We start from the raw sequence: 18,550 nt of genomic DNA on the forward strand, positions 1-18,550 counted from the left end.
AGTATCCGCAGTATTCGGATAGAAGAAAGAACTCATGGCTTCGACTGCTTCCAGTCTACACCATGAGTTCTTTCTTTACAAGTTAGCCTCTGAACAGTAACGAGAATCTTTGACGGAAGCTTTTTTCCGTGGTATACTGTTCCCACGTGGCGACAGGAGGTATTTCATGAAGAAGAAACGCAGAAAAAGAAAAAGTGCATGGGCCGTTTTTTTTAAGCCCATTAAAGTGATATTCTCAATTTTTTTAATTCTGATGATTCTGGGGCTGGGAGCCGGCGGCATCGTATATCTGAAGTTCGGGGATGAGATTTCGGCCTGTAAGGAACGGGCGGATCAGATTGTGGCACAATCGAAGAGAGAAGATTTTTCGCAGCCATCGGATACCAGGATCTATGATTCAGCGGGACAGGTGATTGGAATTATCAACACAGGACATTATGAGTATGTACCGATTACAGAAATCAGCGAGAATCTGCAGAACGCGTATATTGCCCAGGAGGACAAGCGTTTTTATAAGCATCACGGTGTGGATTTTATTGGTCTTGCGAGAGCGGGTGTGGCTCTGGTTAAGAATAAGGGAGAGATTACCCAGGGCGGCAGCACCATCACGCAGCAGGTCATTAAGAATACGTATTTAACGCAGGAAAAATCATTTATAAGAAAGATTACGGAGATATTTGCGGCACCTCAGATGGAGGAAAAGTATTCTAAAGCCGATATCCTGGAGTTTTACTGCAATACTAATTTCTATGCAAACCGCTGTTACGGAGTGGCCAAGGCCAGCCTCTATTATTTTAACAAAGAGGCAAAGGATTTAACCGTCTGGGAAGCGGCCACCCTTGCAGGAATCAGCAACAATCCGTCACGCTATAATCCAGTGACCCACCCGGAGGCAGCCCTGGAAAAGAGAAATAAAATCATTGACAACATGCAGAAAAACGGTATGCTCACGGAGGCAGAGTGCGAGGAAGCGAAGGCACAGCCGCTTACGGTAGCCAAGGTAACCGAGGAAGGGACGAAGGAGACTTACCAGTCCAGCTATGCGGTCCACTGTGCGGCTCAGGAGCTGATGAAGAACGACGGCTTCGAGTTCGAATACACCTTTGCCGATGAGACCGCTTACAACGATTATAAGGAGCGCTATCAGGAAGCATACCAGGAGAAGAGCGATTTGATCCGCAACGGCGGGTTTGAGATTCATACAAGCCTTGACAGTACGCTTCAGACGCAGCTTCAGGCAGGTATCGATGAGACGCTGGCGAAGTTCACCGACGTCTCGGACAATGGGAAATACGCGCTTCAGGGAGCCGCTGTCTGCATCGACAACCGGACTGGCTACGTGGTGGCGATTTCCGGCGGACGGGGAACCGATGATGAGTACAACAGAGGATTTTTAAGCAGACGTCAGCCCGGCTCGACGATCAAGCCGCTGATTGACTATGCGCCTGCTTTTGAAACCGGGTATTACTACCCGTCGAGAATCGTAAACGACCACTTATTTGATAAGGGGCCGAAGAACAGCGGGAATAAATATTACGGAGAAGTCTCCGTGAGGGAGGCTCTTAACCGGAGCTTAAACACGGTCGCCTGGCAGGTGCTGGCGGATATCGGTGTGGATTACGGAACGAGCTATCTCGATAAGATGCATTTTGTGGGACTCAGCTATCTGGATAACTGGAATACCAGCATGAGTATCGGCGGCTTTACCGAAGGCGCCCGTGTCGTGGACATGGCAAGGGGGTACTCCGTTCTGGCCAATGGCGGCATGTACAGCAACAATACGTGTATCACCGGCATTGACAGTCAGTACGAAGGCGACCTCTATCAGGAAAACCAGCCGGAGGAACGTATTTTCACTGAGGATACGGCGTATATGGTCACTGATGTCTTAAAAGGTACTTTAAACCAGCCATACGGTACCGGATACGGTCTGGGACTCTCGATACCGGCAGCAGGGAAGACGGGAACGACCAACAGCAGTAAGGACACCTGGTTCTGCGGCTATACCAAGTACTATACCACCGCTGTCTGGGTCGGTTACGATACACCGAAAGCCATGCCGGGAGTATATGGCAAGACGTATGCCGGTAAGATCTGGTATGATTTTATGAAGCAGTGCAATGAGGGCCTTCCGGCTGAGGACTGGGTCATGCCGTCAACGGTGGCCTACTACAATGTGGACTCCAGAGGCGAGAAAACCAGCCTGGAGACCGGGAAACAGGATTTGTTTTCTTCCGTGGCAGAGCAGAATGCGAGGTCCAACTCCAAGAAGTGGGATGAGGAACAGAAGATGAAGGAAGAAAACGCCAGGGCTGCCGCCGAGCAGGCATCCAGAGACGCTGCGGCACAGGGCCAGGAACAGGCAGCCGCAGGGCTTACGGCTCTGATCGGTGAATTAAATGGCCTGACTTACCGGGATGAGGCGACGCAGGAGATGATCAGCCAGGGACAGTCGATGCTGGATCTGCTGGCCGGCACGGAGCAGTATGATGCTTTGAAGCAGCAGTTCGATGAGGCGGCAGACCGGGCAGAAGCGCTTCCGTATGAGGAACAGAGCATACCGCCGTCCCAGGAGATTGGGCCGGGGATCACCCATGAGGCGAGACCCGGCGAGGCTCCCTCCAGCACGGAGGACGTCACCTCCGGCCAGGCCCCTGTAGTGCAGCCGGGTGCGGCACCGGGCGGTTTCGAAGCAGTCGGGCCGGGCGGTCAGTAAGGAAGGAAAACAATCGCTACGTTAAAAAGGAATTGTGAATAACTTTTCTTTTTAGCGTAGTTTTTGCTTTCTTCAATCACAAACCAGTTTTCTCTGTAAACAGATGGAACAACTGGGGAGCAGAGCGCTGCGGACAGAATATTGTCATGATGACGTACTGGACAGGACAAGGGAACAGTACTATCACATATATAAACCCGGTAACTAGTACTGCATTGCGCAATGCAGTACTAGTCTCTCCGCCACAGGAGAAAAAAGCGCTTGCCTGGATAAATGATCCTGTGTTATACTGCTGTCATAAACGGATGACAGCCTTTATAAGAAGCTATCGCCACCGGAATCCGGTTTCTTTCCGTATTCCTTTCTGCCAATTTCATCAGGCATTCTCTGTCCGGTCGGACTTAAGAATTCCCATTTTACAAAAAAACACATGTAAGTAATACTGAAAAAATAAGCAGGGCTATTGTCTGTTTTACGAATAAACATTATAATGGAGATAGGTTCTTATATAGCTGGAAACGGAGGCTATATGAGCAATGAGAACGATGCATACCGCATAACGGAGATACCAGCCAATTTCCCGGCGGAAGACCTGGTATTAAAGAGTGCCATGCAGTTTTTCAAGGATGAATTACTGTCATACCTGGGAATTACGGAGGAACCGGTAACCATGGGGCCGACAGAGTTTGTCCACCTGGAGGCAAAGCAGTTATATGAAGATTTTAACTTCATCAAGCCTGACCGGAGCTGGATTCATCTGGAGTTTGAGAGCGATGGAATCAGGGAGGAGGATCTGCGGCGCTTCCGCAGCTATGAAGCGGTCACTTCATTTATCCGTCGTGCTGATATCACGACGTATGTGATCTGCTCATCGACGGTAAAGGAGATTCGATTCGAGTTAAACACAGGGTATAATACATACCGGATCATACCGGTCCGGTTAAAGGACAGAGACTCAGATGAACTGTTTGCCGGGCTGTTCAAAAAGCAGAAGCAGGGAGTAAAACCGAATCGGGCAGATCTTGTCCCGTTGCTGCTCGCCACTCTGATGTCCGGGAACACAGATCAGAAAGAGCGGATTATACTGGCGAACCGCCTGATCACAGAATCCGGCACGCTATCAGAGTCAGACATGGTAAGGATGCAGGCAGTCCTTTATACCCTTGCCAACAAGTTTCTGTCAAAAGACGATTTAAATCAGGTAAAGGAGGCGCTGTTCATGACACCATTGGGTCAAATGCTGGTAAACGATGGAATTGAAAAGGGAATGGAAATGGGTATGGAAAAAGGAATTAAAAAAGGGATCGAAAAAGGCGCGAGCGCTCTGATTTCCGCATGCCAGGAAGTAGGACTTACCTATGATAGCACCCGTAAAAAACTGATCGAGAAGCTGGAAGTGGATGCTTCAACTGCATCCAGATATATGGAAGAATTCTGGTCCGTGCTCTCCAAGCAGTAGGGTATATTTTGGGGTTGCTTTTTATTCGAATAGCTGTTATGCTAGATGAGGATTTAACAAAACAAGCGAGAATTCCCCCGCCTCTATAAGTGGAGGGATGAAACGCCAAGAACAAGCTTAACGGCAGTGGCGGGTGGAGAGAAATCGGTTCCCCCACTGACATGAAGTCAAGCCGCGCATCTATAAGATGTAGTCGTACTCTGTGAAATCACTGAGCGTGGATTGAAACAAAAAATTAAAATAAATGATGAAGGGAAGTGAACCAGAGTGGAAGGTCGAAGTCAGAAGATGGAAGCAGACAATTATCATAAGCGAGTGGTAGTGTGGGCAGAGTCGATGACTTCGGAACTGCTCTGTCTTCACTGCCGTTAAAGAATAGTCTTTTGCGCTTATGATAGCCATTTCCTGGGGGTCGGTCCCTCAGGGATGGCTATTTTTGCGTGCTGCTTCCACGGTAAACCACACTTGAAAAATAAGGTTCGTATGGAAGGAGAAGAAAAATGCAGGAGAATTTTAACATGGAAGAACTGATGGACCTGCTGTTTACCCGTCAGTTCCGTAAATTGAAAGACATATTGACAGAGATGAACGAGGTGGATATCGCCACCTTTATCGAGGAACTGGATTCAGAGAAGACGGTGGTAGTCTTCCGGATGCTGCCCAAGGAGCTGGCCTCGGACGTATTTGCGTGCCTGGAGGTGGATAAGCAGGAGCATATTATCAACAGCATCACGGACTATGAACTGGGGACCATTGTGGATGATCTGTTCGTGGACGATGCGGTTGATATGCTGGAGGAGCTTCCGGCCAATGTGGTAAAACGTGTGCTTAAAAATGCCAGGCCCGACACGAGAAAACTGATCAACCAGTTTTTAAACTATCCGGAAAACAGCGCCGGCAGCATCATGACGGCAGAGTATGTAGGGCTTAAGCAGTCCATGACCGTGGAGCAGGCGTTTGCCTATATCCGGAAAAACGGGGTGGATAAAGAGACTATTTACACCTGCTATGTCATGGATGCGAAACGGAGACTGGAAGGGGTTGTCACGGTAAAGGACTTACTGATGAATCCCTACGAGGAAATAATCGGAAATATCATGGATACCCATGTTATTAAGGCTTTTACCACCGAAGATCAGGAGGAAGTGGCGGACAGCTTCCAGAAATACGACCTTTTGAGCCTTCCGGTGGTAGATCATGAAGAACGCCTCGTCGGTATTGTGACGGTGGATGACGTGGTGGATGTCATGGAACAGGAGGCAACCGAGGACTTCGAAAAGATGGCGGCCATGCTTCCCAGTGAAAAGCCGTATTTAAAGACAGGAGTCTTCCAGCTGGCCAAAAACAGGATTGCCTGGCTGTTGATTCTGATGATCAGCAGCATGATAACCGGCGGAATCCTGGCAAAGTACGAGGCCGCTTTCGCGGTGATCCCGCTTCTGGTAACCTTTATTCCCATGCTGACCGACACCGGCGGCAACGCAGGAAGCCAGAGCAGCACCATGATTATCCGTGGTATGGCGGTAGGTGAGATTGAGCCGGGCGACTTATTTAAAGTGCTCTGGAAAGAGCTTCGGGTGGGAATTATCGTCGGAGCCATTCTGGGCTTCGTCAATTACGTTCGCCTCGTAATTCTTTATCCGGGCAAAGAAATGCTGTGCCTGACCGTTGTACTGAGCCTGATGGTAACCGTCGTTATTGCCAAGACCATCGGATGCGTGCTCCCGATTGCGGCAAAAGTGTTCCATATGGATCCGGCCATCATGGCGGCTCCGCTGATTACGACGATTGTGGATGCGGTGAGTTTGATTATTTATTTCCAACTGGCGTGTTCGCTGCTGGGCTTATAGGACATGGGGCTGGGCCCTGGAGAACAGCAGTCCGGATCGCTTCTGTGAAATTCGGATACCAGTAGAGAAAAAGTAGTGTTTTGCAGGATACGAAAAGGGAGTATTATTTATGATTGAGTATAAGAAAATCAGTGATTTTCCAAAAGGAACATTATACAGCCAACTAAGCAGTGCATATTCTTTCCATGATAGTTTTAAAAAATATTGGGAAGAAATGTGGAAAGAGTATGACTGCTTTTTTTATTCTAATTTAGATATTGCAGACAAATGCGGATTCATAACTGTCTTGAATGGGAAAGCAATCGGTCACATTTCATGGGATCCGAGGAACAATCCGGACTATGTGATCATAGGCCATAACTGCATTTTAAGTGAACATAAAGGCTGCGGTTATGGGAAAGAGCAATTGCGGGAAGCAATTGCAAGAATTAAAAAGAGCGGGACCCAAAAAGCTGTTGTAACAACGAATGGTATACTAATACCCGCTCAAAAAAATTATGAAAGTGTGGGATTTAAGAAAATTTTAGTAAGAGAAAATAAAGATACACCATTTGCAGGTGACTATATAGACTATGAACTGATATTCTAATCAGAATAGCCGTTTCTAGAGCAAATCCCGTTCTATTTATCTCATGTTTTTTACTTATGGAGCCAGTACCCGGCCCCAGTGATGGAGGAGGGGCCGCCCTTTTTTCCTGCCTTCCGGCTTTAGTTCCTGCCGCCGAGGAAACAAGAGCCTGCTGCCCCTTCTCCATCTCCCTCCGCCTCTCCTCCATCACTGGGGCGTCCCTCCCTTATTTCCATGTATTCCCTTTACATCTCCCGCATAATATGCTACACTTTACCTATCGTACTGTTTTTTAATAAATAACGCTCGAGAGAGGAGGAAATCAATGACTACAGGAGCAGTTATACTTGCTGCGGGGCACAAAAGCTCGACTACCAGCTTCCAGCCCATGCTTCCGGTCGGAGACACGACTGCGGTGAAGCGGATTATCATTACACTTCAGAGAGCCGGCGTGGAGCCGGTGGTGGTGATTACGGGAGACAGAGGAGAGGAGCTGGAGAAGCATATTTCCAAGATGCGCGTGGTATGCTTAAGGAATGCGGAGTATGCGACGACTCAGCTGTTTGACAGTATCTGCATGGGACTAAACTACATCGAGGACCTGTGTGACCGGGTGCTGGTCATGCCGACAAAGGTTCCGCTGCTGCTGTCGGAGACCATCGAAAAGATTATGGAGAGTGAGGCGCCTCTGTGCTGTCCCGTATATGAGGGCAGAAGAGGCCATCCGGTGATGATAGCGGCGGACTGGATCCCGAAGATCCTGAACTACCAGGGAGAGTACGGGCTGCGCAGTTTTCTGCGGGAGCCGGAAGCGGATGTGGTGCTGGAGGAGATTCCGGTGGATGACAGAGGGATTATTCAGGCCGTGGAGACGGACGAAGACTGTGCCATGGCCTTGAGCGGAAATCATGGCAAGCTGCCGCTTCACAGCCGTATGTCACTCTACCTGGAATGCGACGAAGTCTTTTTTGGACCGGGAATCGCCCAGTTTCTGTCGCTGATCGACCATACCGGGTCCATGCAGACGGCGTGCAAACAGATGCATATGTCCTACAGTAAGGGATGGAAGATCATGAAGACCGCGGAGCGGGAGCTTGGCTATCCGCTATTAATCACCCAGTCGGGCGGAGCGGAGGGCGGCTTTTCACAGATGACTCCGAAGACGAAGGACTTTTTAAACCGTTTTTTGCAGATGGAGCAGGAGATGAACAGCCATGCTTCACGATTGTTTGAAAAATATTTTGGAGATGAGAGGTAATGGGGATGAAACAGTTATTCGAAGAAATGAAGCAGATTCTGGAGCAGGGAGACGACCTGGTGCTGGTGACAGTGATCGCCGGTTCCGGTTCCACACCGAGGGGCGCGGGAGCCAGGATGATCGTCAGAAAAGACGGGACAACCATGGGAACCATTGGCGGCGGCGCGGTAGAATATCAGGCGGGACGCATGGCTCTCGATGTGCTGAAGAGTAAAAGCTCCTTCAGCAAGGGCTTTAAACTGGTAAAAGGTCAGGTGGCGGATTTAGGAATGATCTGCGGCGGAGATGTAGTGGTCTATTTCCAGTATGTAAGCCCGGATAACCGGGATTTTCTTGCCATCTGTGAGGAAGGCATCCAGGCGTGTGAGCGGGATGAGGACAGTTGGATCATCACCGATATTACGGATGAGACGGCCTGGGCCGTGGGGATCTATTCGGAAAGCCGCGGATTTGCCGGAATCACCGTGGAAGGCGATATAGAACCGCTGACACAGGCAAAGGCGGTGCAGACCTCCGTAAGCGGCAGAAAGTATTACAGCGAGCCGCTTCAGAGAGCCGGTACGGTATACGTGTTTGGCGGCGGCCATGTGGCGCAGGAGCTGGTTCCGGTGATTGCCCACGTGGGATTCAAATGTGTGGTTTATGATGACCGCCCTGAATTTGCCAACAGCAGACTGTTTCCGGATGCGGTGAATACCATAGTCGGTGATTTTACCAGTGTCTTTGATAAGGTGACGATCCGTGAGCAGGATTACGTTGTGATCATGACGAGAGGCCATCAGTGTGACTACGACGTTCAGAAACAGGTTCTTAAGACGCCGGCCCACTATATCGGAGTGATGGGAAGCCGCCAGAAGCTGATGACACTTGCCGGAAAACTGAAGGCGGAGGGCTTCACCGACCAGGATATCGAGCGGTTCTACAGCCCGATCGGACTGGCGATTCTGGCGGAGACTCCCGCGGAAATCGCCATCAGCGTGGCGGGCGAATTGATTATGGTCAGAGCCAGGAGAGAGGGCCGGACGAAATGACAGAGAGCCATCTCTTTTTAAAGGGACAGTCCGGGGCCGGGAAGACGACGTGTCTCCTGTCCTGTCTGGAGTCTTACTGGAAGGGCGCCGGGGGATTTTTGACCCAGCGCCTGACAGACGGAGACGGTGAGACTGTGGGATTTCGCCTCCTGCCGGTGGAGAACATGGAAGAAATACCTTCCGTGACGAGGGCCTATGAGCCTGGCATAGAGGGCATTTTCATTGAGCGGACACCGGAAGGGTGGAGAAAATATCCGGAAGTGTTTGAGACGCTGGGAGCGGAGATACTGAACCGCCTGCTGGAACATCCGGAACAGTACCGTTTCTGCTATATCGATGAGATCGGCGGCGTGGAACTGAAGGTAAAGCCATTCATGGAGCAGCTGGAACGGCTGCTTGGGAGTCCGGCCTTCTGTGTCGGAGTGCTGAAGCATTCGGGAAATCTGGCCTCTATGGGTACGAGAATTCCGCTTCCTGCCAATGCAGCCCCGGACAGGGAGTGGCTGGAAGCGCAGATGGAGCAGCGCTTCGGCTGCCGGATTCTGGTCTTTGACGGAGGCGAAGCGGAGAAAATGGAAATCAGGCGGATCATAGACCTGCGGCTTTCCGGAACAACAGAGAAAGGGAGTGAAAAGTGATGGCAGATAAACATCGGGTGCGAGTGCGGCTCACCGCAATGGTGGTTTTGTTTGCAGTCTGCTTTTTCGGTTCCTTCATGCTGGGGAGATATCCGATTGAACCGTGGACGCTGATTCGGGTGCTGGCATCGAGAGTCATTCCGGTTACGCCGGACTGGCCTTCGCAGGTAGAGACGGTTCTTTTCAACGTCCGCCTTCCCCGGGTGTTAATGGCGGCGCTGATCGGTGCAGGACTGGCGGCGGCGGGAGCGGCCTATCAGGGAATATTTAAGAATCCCATGGTCTCGCCGGATGTGCTGGGAGCGTCGTCAGGCGCCGGATTTGGAGCCGCTCTGGGGCTGTTCCTCTCATTCTCCTACCAGGGAGTATCGTTTCTGGCGTTTGTTCTGGGACTGTCGGCTGTGGGGGCGGTCTGCCTGATCAGCAGCCGCGTGAAATACAACCAGACGCTGGGCCTGGTGCTGGCCGGAATGATGATCAGCTCCCTGTTTACGGCGGCTGTGTCATTCTTAAAACTTGTGGCGGACCCAAACAATACGCTGCCGGTGATCACATACTGGCTCATGGGAAGCCTGGCCTCGATCCGGCCGAAGGATCTGGCCTTTGCGGCTCCGTGGATCATTGGCGGTATTATCCCCATCTACCTGCTGCGCTGGAAGATCAATGTGCTGACGCTGGGTGAGGAAGAAGCACGCTGTATCGGCGTCAACACCAGTGCGGTCCGGCTTGCCGTGGTGCTCTGTGCGACGCTCATTACATCGGCGGCCGTGTCGGTCAGCGGTCTGATCGGCTGGGTGGGGCTGGTAATACCTCACTTTGCCCGGATGCTGGTGGGAAGCGACTACAGGAAGATGCTTCCAGCCTCTTTGCTTTTGGGCGCAAGCTTTTTGCTGGTGGTCGATAACTTCGCCAGGCTTCTGGCGACCAGCGAGATACCCATCGGAATTCTCACCGCATTTGTGGGAGCGCCGTTTTTCCTCTGGCTGATCCTGAGGGAAGGAAATAAACTTTGAGAGGTGGTAGAATATGGGGCTGATCGTAGAAAATCTGACCTTCGGCTACCGGTGCTTTCCCGTCCTGAAGGGCGTGGATTTTTCCGTGGAAAAGGGAAATCTCGTCTGTATGCTGGGGAAAAACGGCGCCGGCAAGAGCACGCTGTTCCGGTGTATTCTGGGCCTCTTAAAGGGGTACCACGGGAAAATCATGGCCGACGGGGTGGACCTGCGAACGCTTAAAGAGAAAGAGCTGGCCAGAAAGATTGCCTATATCCCCCAGAATCACGATCAGGCGTTTGCCTTTTCGGTTCTGGACATGGTGATGATGGGAACCACATCGTCGCTTCAGGGATTAAAGAGTCCTGGAAGGGAACAGAGGGAGACGGCATTTGATGCGCTTAAGACCATGAGGATCGAAGCGATGGCGGAGCGCTCTTACGCGCATTTAAGCGGAGGGGAACAGCAGCTGGTGCTGATAGCCAGGGCGATCGCACAGCAGGCGGGAATCCTCATTATGGATGAGCCGTGTGCAAACCTGGATTACGGCAATCAGGCCAGAGTCATGGAGGAGTTAAAGCGGCTTGCCGGAGAGGGATATTTAATCGTACAGTCTACTCACAGCCCGGATCAGGCGTTTCTCTATGCCGATCAGGCCGCGGTGCTTTCAGACGGGGTGATAAAGGCATTTGGAAAGCCGGAGGAGGTGCTGACAGAGTCACTTCTGGAGACCATGTACGGTATAACGGTTCGTTTGTTTGACGCGGGAGACACGGGGAGAAAACTGTGTATGCCCGATCGGGTGAAGGGGGAATAAATCATGTGGGAACTGTATGAAAGGCTGATAGCGCCAATACCGGACGATGTTCCGGTGGATGAAATAATAGTGGGAACGAGCTGTACCATGGTAAGAGCCGGCGGTGCGGCGGGTGCGGCCGCCAACCAGAGGCTGGAGAGCCGGCCGCGCATCCTGGAGGAAGAGGAATGGGAACAGGGCATGACCTGGAGACAGGCGGCGTCCCTGATTTCCTCCTGGAACTTTCTGGAGGCCGGAATCGGAGCGGCGGCCATTAACGCCTATTATAACCGGGAGGCCGTGCTGATGGCCGGAATCGCCGCGTATGAGGGCGTAAAAATATTGGAAAGCTGCGATACGTTTGCGGCGCCGGGAGACGCGTTTGCGGGAAAAAAAGTGGCGACTATCGGCCATTTCCATTATGCGGAGCGCTATCTGGAAAAGGCGGGAGAACTCTTTGTTCTGGAGAGGGAACCGCGGGAGGGCGACTATCCGGATACGGCCTGCGAATACATTTTGCCGGAAATGGATTACATCTACATAACAGGGTTCACTCTGGTGAATAAGACGCTTCCAAGACTTTTGGAACTGTCCGGCAATGCCAGGGTGATTCTGGTGGGACCCAGCGTCCCGATGGCGCCGGCGCTGTTTGAATTTGGCGTGAAGGAGCTGGCCGGAACGCTGATTACGGATATGGCAAAGACAGAACGCTGCATCCGCCACGGCAGCCACCGGGCGGTAGTGCGCTCCGGTATACCAGTGAGAGCAGGATATCAGAATTAACAAATAAGGGAGGCAATATCATGAAGAAAAGAAAAAACATATGGCTGGGCCTGTCACTCGCTGCAATCATGATGATGGGACTTGGCGGCTGTGCCAAAGGATCCGGGAATACCGGAGAGGCACAGCAGACTGCGGTGGAGACCACTGCCGCGGCGACAGCTGACACGACAGCGGAGGCTTCACAGGAGACGGATAAGGCAGATTCTGCGGCCGGAGACAAGGCTGCGCAGGCGGAAGGAACGAGAATCATCACGGACTCAGCCGGGAGAGAGGTGGAGATCCCTTCGGAAATCACGAAGATCGCGCCCTCCGGTCCTCTGGCCCAGATCGTGCTCTACACGGTGAGCCCGGATAAGCTGGCTGGTCTGGCGGCTGATTTCTCCGATGAGGCGAAGCAGTATATCGATGAAAAGTACTGGGGACTGCCAAAATTCGGACAGTTCTACGGAAAGAACGCAAGTCTTAACATGGAAGCTCTGATTGCGGAAGCGCCGGATGTCATCATTGACATAGGAGAGGCGAAGAAGACGGTGAAAGAGGACATGGATGCTCTTCAGGAGCAGTTGAATATTCCGGTTATCTTTGTGGAAGCGACGCTACCCACCATGGCAGACGCCTACGAGATGCTGGGAGATATCACCGGCGAGAAGGCGCAGGCCGGAAAACTGGCGGATTACTGCCGGGCAGAGATCGGGAAGGCGGATCAGAATGCGGCGGCTATCGCTGACGCAGACAGAAAGAGTGTGTATTTCGGGCTTGGTGACGACGGCCTTCACACCAATGCCAAAGGCTCCATCCACGCCGACGTGATCGATCGGATTGGAGCGGTCAACGCGGCCGATGTGGAAGCGGTATCCAGCGGAGGCGGAAGCGAAGTCTCCTTCGAACAGGTACTGCTCTGGAACCCGGATTTGATCATCGTGGATTCCCAGAAGCTCTATGATACGCTTACTGCGGATCCCATGTGGCAGGAGCTGGATGCCGTGAAAAACGGGAAAATCTTCAAAATTCCGACTGCTCCATACAGCTATATGAGCAGCCCGCCCTCTGTAAACCGTATGATCGGCATCGAGTGGCTTGGCGGTCTCGTATATCCGGAGATCTATACGTCGGACATTCGGGAAGAAGTGAAGAATTTCTACCAGCTTTTCTATCATATCGATGTGACAGACGAAAAACTGGAGGCAATACTGAAGAATGCGGTTAGGGGATAAGGGTACGCAGACTTTTGCATAGGAATTGAGGAAAAGGGAGAGCGGGCGGCAGGGAGGGAAAGGTTCAGGGATTCCGAGGGGGTGGGACTAAGGGCGAACAGCCCCCTCAGAATCCCTGAGCGGTTCCTCCATGCCGCCCCCGTTTCCGTTTCCTTGATACCCCACGCAAAAGTCCGCGTACCTCCTACACAAAACCCCAATTCTAAAAAAATACGCGAAGCCGGGAAATGGCTTCGCGTATTTTCTTCATTTATGCGCAGATATTTAAGCCTTGTTTACAAAAGACTCGCAGTCTGTACATTCCTTCATGGTCGGGTTGGACTCATGAGTACCTACCTTAATAGCCTCAAGAGTACAGTAATCCTCGTTTTTGGCATGGTAAGTGCAGTTATTGATTGTACAGTGGATACATTCATTCTTTCCGTTTACTAACATAGTTCAATACCTCCTTTATCATCTTATCGGTAATATTATCTGCAGAAATGAAGAAAATATACGGATGAATGTCAGCACAGTTTTCAAACACGCTCTGGGACTTGTTAGATTGTATGTTTGGGTGTATACTATTTTCATTGAAAAAAATTGACAGAAAGGTTTTGGGGAGGTCGTAGGGGTGGGACAGAAACAGAAGACAAAACAGGTGATCATGACGGAAGGCGTAATCTGGAAGCAGCTTTTGGCGTTTTCCATGCCGCTTCTGGTAGGCAATCTTTTTCAGCAGCTGTATAATACCGTGGATTCCATCGTGGTTGGAAACTTCATCGGCAGCGAGGCACTGGCTGCGGTTGGTTCCAGTAACTCCCTGATCAATCTGATCATCGGCATGTTTATGGGAATCGCCACCGGCGCGGGAGTGATTATCTCCCAGTATTACGGGGCGAAGGACGATCAGAAGCTTCACTGGGCGGTGCATACCTGCATGGCGCTGAGTCTGATCGGAGGTACGCTGCTGATCTTGCTGGGCGTGCTTCTGTCCCCGCTGATCCTGAAATGGATGGGCACGCCCGAAGAGGTTATGCCTAATTCTGTCGCCTACCTGCGCATCTTCTTCTGCGGTTCCCTGTTCAATCTGGTATACAACATGGGCGCCGGAGTGCTGAGGGCGGTGGGAGACTCCAGGCGGCCTCTCTATTATCTCTGTGTGTCCTCTGTGGTAAACATCATTCTGGACATGGTTTTTGTGGTGGTATTCCATATGGGGACGGCCGGAGTCGGTTATGCCACCGTGATCGCGCAGGCGGTTTCTTCTGTGCTTACGGTGCGGACGCTGATGAAAACGGAGGACAGCTACCGTCTGGTTCCTTCCGAGATCAGGATCGACCAGCGTATGATGAAGCGGATCTTAAAGCTGGGCATACCGAGCGGAATTCAGCAGAGCATCATATCCCTGTCCAACGTTATCGTCCAGGCGAACATCAATGGCTTCGGAGCGGCCGCCATGGCGGGCTATGGTGCCTACAGCAAGGTGGATGGCTTCGCCATGCTGCCGCTTCAGAGCTTCTGTATGGCTTCGACCACCTTCACAGGTCAGAATATCGGTGCGAAAAAGGCAAAACGTGTCAAGGATGGGATGTTTCAGGGAATTGCCATCAGCCTGATTTATACGGCCTTTATCTCGGTCGTCCTTTATTTAAATGCGGACAAGATTCTCCGCATCTTCTCGCCGGATGAGGCGGTTATCGCCTTCGGGCATACTACCATGGCCATCCTGCTTCCGTTTTACTGGTCCATTGCGATTCACCAGATCCTGATGGGAAGTATCCGGGGAAGCGGAAGAACCATGATTACCATGTTGATCGGCGTTGGAAACATGTGTATCCTGCGCATGATATATATTAATTTACTGGTTCCATTTTTTCCGAGTTTTGAGGCTGTCATGTGGTGCTATCCAATTACCTGGATGACGACGATGCTGATGGACTGCGTCTACAGCGCAAAGGCTAAATGGATTCCGAAAGGAGAATAGACGATATGAAACACGGATTTATCCGGGTAGCGGCAGCGACTCCGGATGTAAAAGTGGCTGATCCTCAGTTTAACAGGACAGAAATCTGCGCTCTGATCAGGGCGGGTATAGAGAGAAAGGCGAAGCTTATGGTATTTCCGGAGCTGTCGCTTACCGCATATACATGCGGGGACTTATTCGGCCAGGACGCGTTGCTGTCCGGTGCGAGAAGAGAGCTGAAAGAGATTTTAAAGGAGACGGAAGGCTCCGATCTTCTGGCGTTCATAGGAATGCCGTGGGAGAGGGGCGGAAAGCTCTATAATTCGGCCGTGGCGGTCCAGAACGGCAGAATCCTGGGCGTGGTGCCGAAGACGAATCTTCCTAATTATGCGGAATTCTACGAGCGCCGTTATTTCGAGCCGGGCAATGAGGTTCCTGTGATGGTAAGCTGGGAGGGACAGCGTTTCCCCATGGGGACGAATATCCTGTTTGCCTGTGAGGAGATGCCGGGATTTATCGTAGCTGCGGAAATCTGCGAGGACGCCTGGGTTCCGTGTCCGCCATCGATTCGCCATACAGCGGCCGGAGCGACTGTGATCGTCAACTGTTCAGCCAGCGACGAGACCACAGGAAAGGATATCTACCGCAGAAGCCTGATTACCGGCCATTCCGCCAGCCTCGTCTGCGGCTATGTCTATGCCAATGCGGGAGACGGCGAGTCTACCCAGGACCTGGTGTTCGGAGGACAGAATTTAATAACTGAAAACGGAACATGCCTGGCGGAATCGAAACGGTTTGCGAACGATACGATATTCGCGGATCTGGATCTGGAACGTCTGAACAATGAGAGAAGACGCCTCTCCACGTATCCGGTTCGTGACGACAGCGCATATTTTACCGTTGGATTTCATATAACGGAAGAGGAGTATGACCTGGAACGCCCGATCGATCCGATGCCGTTTGTTCCGACGGATGAAGGACAGAGAAACAGACGCTGCGAGGAGATTTTGTCCATTCAGGCCATGGGCTTAAAGAAGCGTCTCTCCCATACCGGATGCATCCATGCAGTTCTCGGCATTTCCGGCGGCCTCGATTCCACGCTGGCTCTGCTGGTGACGGTGCGCGCGTTTGACATGCTGAAAATCCCGAGAAATCAGATTCATGCCGTGACTATGCCGTGCTTCGGAACCACAGACAGGACGTATCAGAACGCCTGCCTGATGACGAAGAAGCTGGGAGCCGAGCTGACTGAGATCGACATAAAGGAAGCAGTTACGATTCATTTTCGTGACATCGGTCATGACAGCGGCAACCATGATGTAACCTATGAAAATGCCCAGGCCCGGGAGCGGACCCAGATTCTCATGGATCTGGCGAACCGGTTAAACGGCATGGTGGTCGGCACCGGCGATATGTCGGAGCTGGCGCTCGGATGGGCCACCTACAACGGCGACCACATGTCCATGTACGGGGTCAATGCGTCGGTACCGAAGACGCTGGTGCGCCATCTGGTGCGCTATTATGCCGACACGTGTGGGGAAGAAGAATTGAAAACGGTCCTTTTAGACGTGCTGGATACACCGGTGAGCCCGGAGCTTCTGCCGCCGAAGGAGGGCGAGATCGCCCAGAAGACGGAAGATCTGGTGGGACCCTATGAGCTTCACGATTTCTTCCTGTATCAGATTCTGCGGTACGGTTACCGTCCGGCCAAGGTGTACCGTCTGGCGAAGGCGGCCTTTGGCGGAGAGTATGACGGCGAAACGATCTTAAAGTGGCTGAAAGTATTTTACCGGAGATTTTTCAGCCAGCAGTTTAAACGTTCCTGCCTGCCGGACGGCCCGAAGGTGGGCTCCGTCGCGGTTTCGCCGCGGGGAGACTTGCGTATGCCCAGCGATGCCAGCAGCCGTCTGTGGCTGGAAGAACTGGAGGGATTGTCATGATTACCAGCAGCGCCAACGGAAAAGTAAAGCAGGTCATGAATCTGACGAAGAAGGCGAAGGCGAGGAAAGAGACCGGACTGTTTGTGGCGGAAGGCCTCCGCATGTTCAAAGAGATTCCCAGGGATCGGATCGACAGCCTGTTCGTGTCGGAAAGCTTCTTAAAGAATCCGGAGGGCCGGAAGGTGATCGGTTCTATGAATTATGAGGAGGTGGCGGATGATGTGTTTAAGACCATGTCCGATACGGCCACGCCTCAGGGTGTCCTGGCTCTGGTAAAGCAGTATGCATACACGATTGATGATATATTAGACCGGCCGGGTCCGGCGCTCCTCATGATTCTCGATACGATTCAGGATCCGGGAAACTTAGGAACCATCCTGCGCGCCGGAGAGGGAGCGGGCATTACCGGAGTGGTCATGAGCGACACCACAGCCGATATCTATAATCCCAAAGTAATCCGTTCCACCATGGGGTCCGTGTGCCGTGTGCCCTTTGTCTATACCGCCGGTTTACCGGAGACGCTGGCCAAAATAAAAAAACGCGGTATCTGCCTTTACGCGGCCCATTTATCAGGCAGGAATAATTATGAGAAAGAAGATTATACTGTTGATACAGGGTTTTTAATTGGCAATGAAGCGGGCGGTTTAAGCGACGAGACAGCGGCTATGGCAGACACGTATGTCAAGATTCCCATGATGGGAAAAGTGGAATCCCTAAACGCGGCAGTAGCGGCCTCTGTGCTCATGTTTGAGGCGGCAAGACAGCGAAGAAATTAGAAAATGCAGCCCGTCAGAAAATTGTAAGGCATTTTTAGACGGTAAATGTTGAGAAATGTCTGAAAATATAGTATGATTAGTGCAAATGAAAGATATGCCTGGCAGCTTTGCCTATTACTGGCTCAGGAAGGGGATTGATAAGATGGCAGCTATCTACTGGCTCATAGCCTTTGTAGTATTACTTGGGATTGAAGCCGCAACTATGGCCCTGACGACCATTTGGTTCGCAGGGGGCGCACTCGTTGCATTTGTACTGGCACTTTTGGGTGTCAGCGTACAGGTTCAGCTTGCTGCATTTGTAATCGTATCATTTATACTGTTGTTTTTTACGAGGCCGTTTGCCTTAAAGTACGTGAATCATAACACCGTGAAAACCAACTCGGAAAGTCTGATTGGAAAGCACGCGAAGGTTACCTCCGAGGTGAATAATACGGAAGGAACCGGGGCGGCGGTATTGAACGGACAGGAATGGACGGCGAGAGCAGAGGACGACGGAAATATTTATCCGGTCGGCACGCTCGTGGAAGTAAAAGATATCAGAGGCGTAAAACTAATTGTAAGCGAGACTCAGGAGGAAGCGTAGT

At 51.6% G+C, this 18,550-nt stretch carries 16 protein-coding genes; 15 read left to right on the forward strand and 1 reads right to left on the reverse strand.

Annotation, left to right across the window (positions count from 1 at the left end):
• Positions 1 to 166 precede the first annotated feature (166 nt).
• The 11 genes from DFR60_RS19265 to DFR60_RS19315 all read left to right on the forward strand — a co-directional run bounded on the left by DFR60_RS19265 (position 167) and on the right by DFR60_RS19315 (position 13,305).
• Positions 167 to 2,716, forward strand: a complete 2,550-nt coding sequence (locus tag DFR60_RS19265) for a transglycosylase domain-containing protein (RefSeq protein ID WP_110324361.1) — start codon at positions 167 to 169, stop codon at positions 2,714 to 2,716.
• A gap of 529 nt (positions 2,717 to 3,245) precedes the next feature.
• Positions 3,246 to 4,175, forward strand: coding sequence for a hypothetical protein (locus tag DFR60_RS19270; RefSeq protein WP_110324362.1), 930 nt, complete (start codon positions 3,246 to 3,248; stop codon positions 4,173 to 4,175).
• Positions 4,176 to 4,675: 500 nt separating this feature from the next.
• On the forward strand, positions 4,676 to 6,025 hold the full coding sequence (mgtE, locus tag DFR60_RS19275; protein WP_002603357.1) for a magnesium transporter: 1,350 nt from the start codon (positions 4,676 to 4,678) through the stop codon (positions 6,023 to 6,025).
• Between the two features lie 109 nt (positions 6,026 to 6,134).
• Positions 6,135 to 6,614 (forward strand): GNAT family N-acetyltransferase, encoded by a 480-nt coding sequence (locus tag DFR60_RS19280; RefSeq protein ID WP_025529940.1) that lies wholly within the window; start codon positions 6,135 to 6,137, stop codon positions 6,612 to 6,614.
• Between the two features lie 304 nt (positions 6,615 to 6,918).
• Positions 6,919 to 7,851 (forward strand): NTP transferase domain-containing protein, encoded by a 933-nt coding sequence (locus DFR60_RS19285; protein ID WP_110324363.1) that lies wholly within the window; start codon positions 6,919 to 6,921, stop codon positions 7,849 to 7,851.
• A 5-nt stretch (positions 7,852 to 7,856) separates the two neighbouring features.
• On the forward strand, positions 7,857 to 8,882 hold the full coding sequence (locus DFR60_RS19290) for an XdhC family protein (protein ID WP_207659556.1): 1,026 nt from the start codon (positions 7,857 to 7,859) through the stop codon (positions 8,880 to 8,882).
• A complete protein-coding gene (locus DFR60_RS19295) occupies positions 8,879 to 9,520 on the forward strand; it encodes a nucleoside-triphosphatase (RefSeq protein ID WP_110324365.1) in 642 nt (213 codons plus the stop codon). Before DFR60_RS19290 ends, DFR60_RS19295 begins: the two co-directional genes overlap by 4 nt.
• Entirely contained in the window at positions 9,520 to 10,533 is a 1,014-nt protein-coding gene (locus DFR60_RS19300) for a FecCD family ABC transporter permease (RefSeq protein WP_025529943.1), read from the forward strand. The genes DFR60_RS19295 and DFR60_RS19300 overlap by 1 nt, the downstream gene beginning before the upstream one ends.
• A 13-nt stretch (positions 10,534 to 10,546) precedes the next feature.
• The gene (locus DFR60_RS19305) at positions 10,547 to 11,329 is read left to right on the forward strand and encodes an ABC transporter ATP-binding protein (protein WP_110324366.1); all 783 of its coding nucleotides are present in this window, start codon (positions 10,547 to 10,549) and stop codon (positions 11,327 to 11,329) included.
• A 3-nt stretch (positions 11,330 to 11,332) separates the two neighbouring features.
• The gene (locus DFR60_RS19310) at positions 11,333 to 12,091 is read left to right on the forward strand and encodes a Rossmann-like domain-containing protein (protein WP_243005126.1); all 759 of its coding nucleotides are present in this window, start codon (positions 11,333 to 11,335) and stop codon (positions 12,089 to 12,091) included.
• 20 nt (positions 12,092 to 12,111) lie between these two features.
• Positions 12,112 to 13,305: an ABC transporter substrate-binding protein gene (locus DFR60_RS19315; protein WP_110324368.1), complete on the forward strand. Its 1,194-nt coding sequence runs from the start codon at positions 12,112 to 12,114 to the stop codon at positions 13,303 to 13,305.
• 264 nt (positions 13,306 to 13,569) lie between these two features.
• Here the strand turns inward: DFR60_RS19315 and DFR60_RS19320 are convergent, their stop codons facing one another.
• Positions 13,570 to 13,740: a DUF1540 domain-containing protein gene (locus tag DFR60_RS19320; protein ID WP_070102457.1), complete on the reverse strand. Its 171-nt coding sequence runs from the start codon at positions 13,738 to 13,740 to the stop codon at positions 13,570 to 13,572.
• Between the two features lie 178 nt (positions 13,741 to 13,918).
• Between DFR60_RS19320 and DFR60_RS19325 the strand changes: the two genes are divergently transcribed.
• The 4 genes from DFR60_RS19325 to DFR60_RS19340 all read left to right on the forward strand — a co-directional run bounded on the left by DFR60_RS19325 (position 13,919) and on the right by DFR60_RS19340 (position 18,549).
• Positions 13,919 to 15,271: an MATE family efflux transporter gene (locus DFR60_RS19325; RefSeq protein ID WP_243005127.1), complete on the forward strand. Its 1,353-nt coding sequence runs from the start codon at positions 13,919 to 13,921 to the stop codon at positions 15,269 to 15,271.
• Positions 15,272 to 15,276: 5 nt separating this feature from the next.
• Positions 15,277 to 17,190 (forward strand): NAD(+) synthase, encoded by a 1,914-nt coding sequence (locus DFR60_RS19330; RefSeq protein WP_110324369.1) that lies wholly within the window; start codon positions 15,277 to 15,279, stop codon positions 17,188 to 17,190.
• Positions 17,187 to 17,966 carry a TrmH family RNA methyltransferase gene (locus DFR60_RS19335; RefSeq protein WP_110324370.1) on the forward strand — a complete coding sequence of 260 codons (780 nt, stop codon included), beginning with the start codon at positions 17,187 to 17,189 and terminating at the stop codon, positions 17,964 to 17,966. The genes DFR60_RS19330 and DFR60_RS19335 overlap by 4 nt, the downstream gene beginning before the upstream one ends.
• Positions 17,967 to 18,108: 142 nt before the next feature.
• Positions 18,109 to 18,549, forward strand: a complete 441-nt coding sequence (locus DFR60_RS19340) for an NfeD family protein (RefSeq protein WP_110324523.1) — start codon at positions 18,109 to 18,111, stop codon at positions 18,547 to 18,549.
• The last annotated feature ends 1 nt before the right edge of the window (position 18,550 follow it).

Source organism: Hungatella effluvii (assembly GCF_003201875.1).
In the GTDB taxonomy this organism is placed as follows: Bacteria; Bacillota; Clostridia; order Lachnospirales; family Lachnospiraceae; genus Hungatella; species Hungatella effluvii.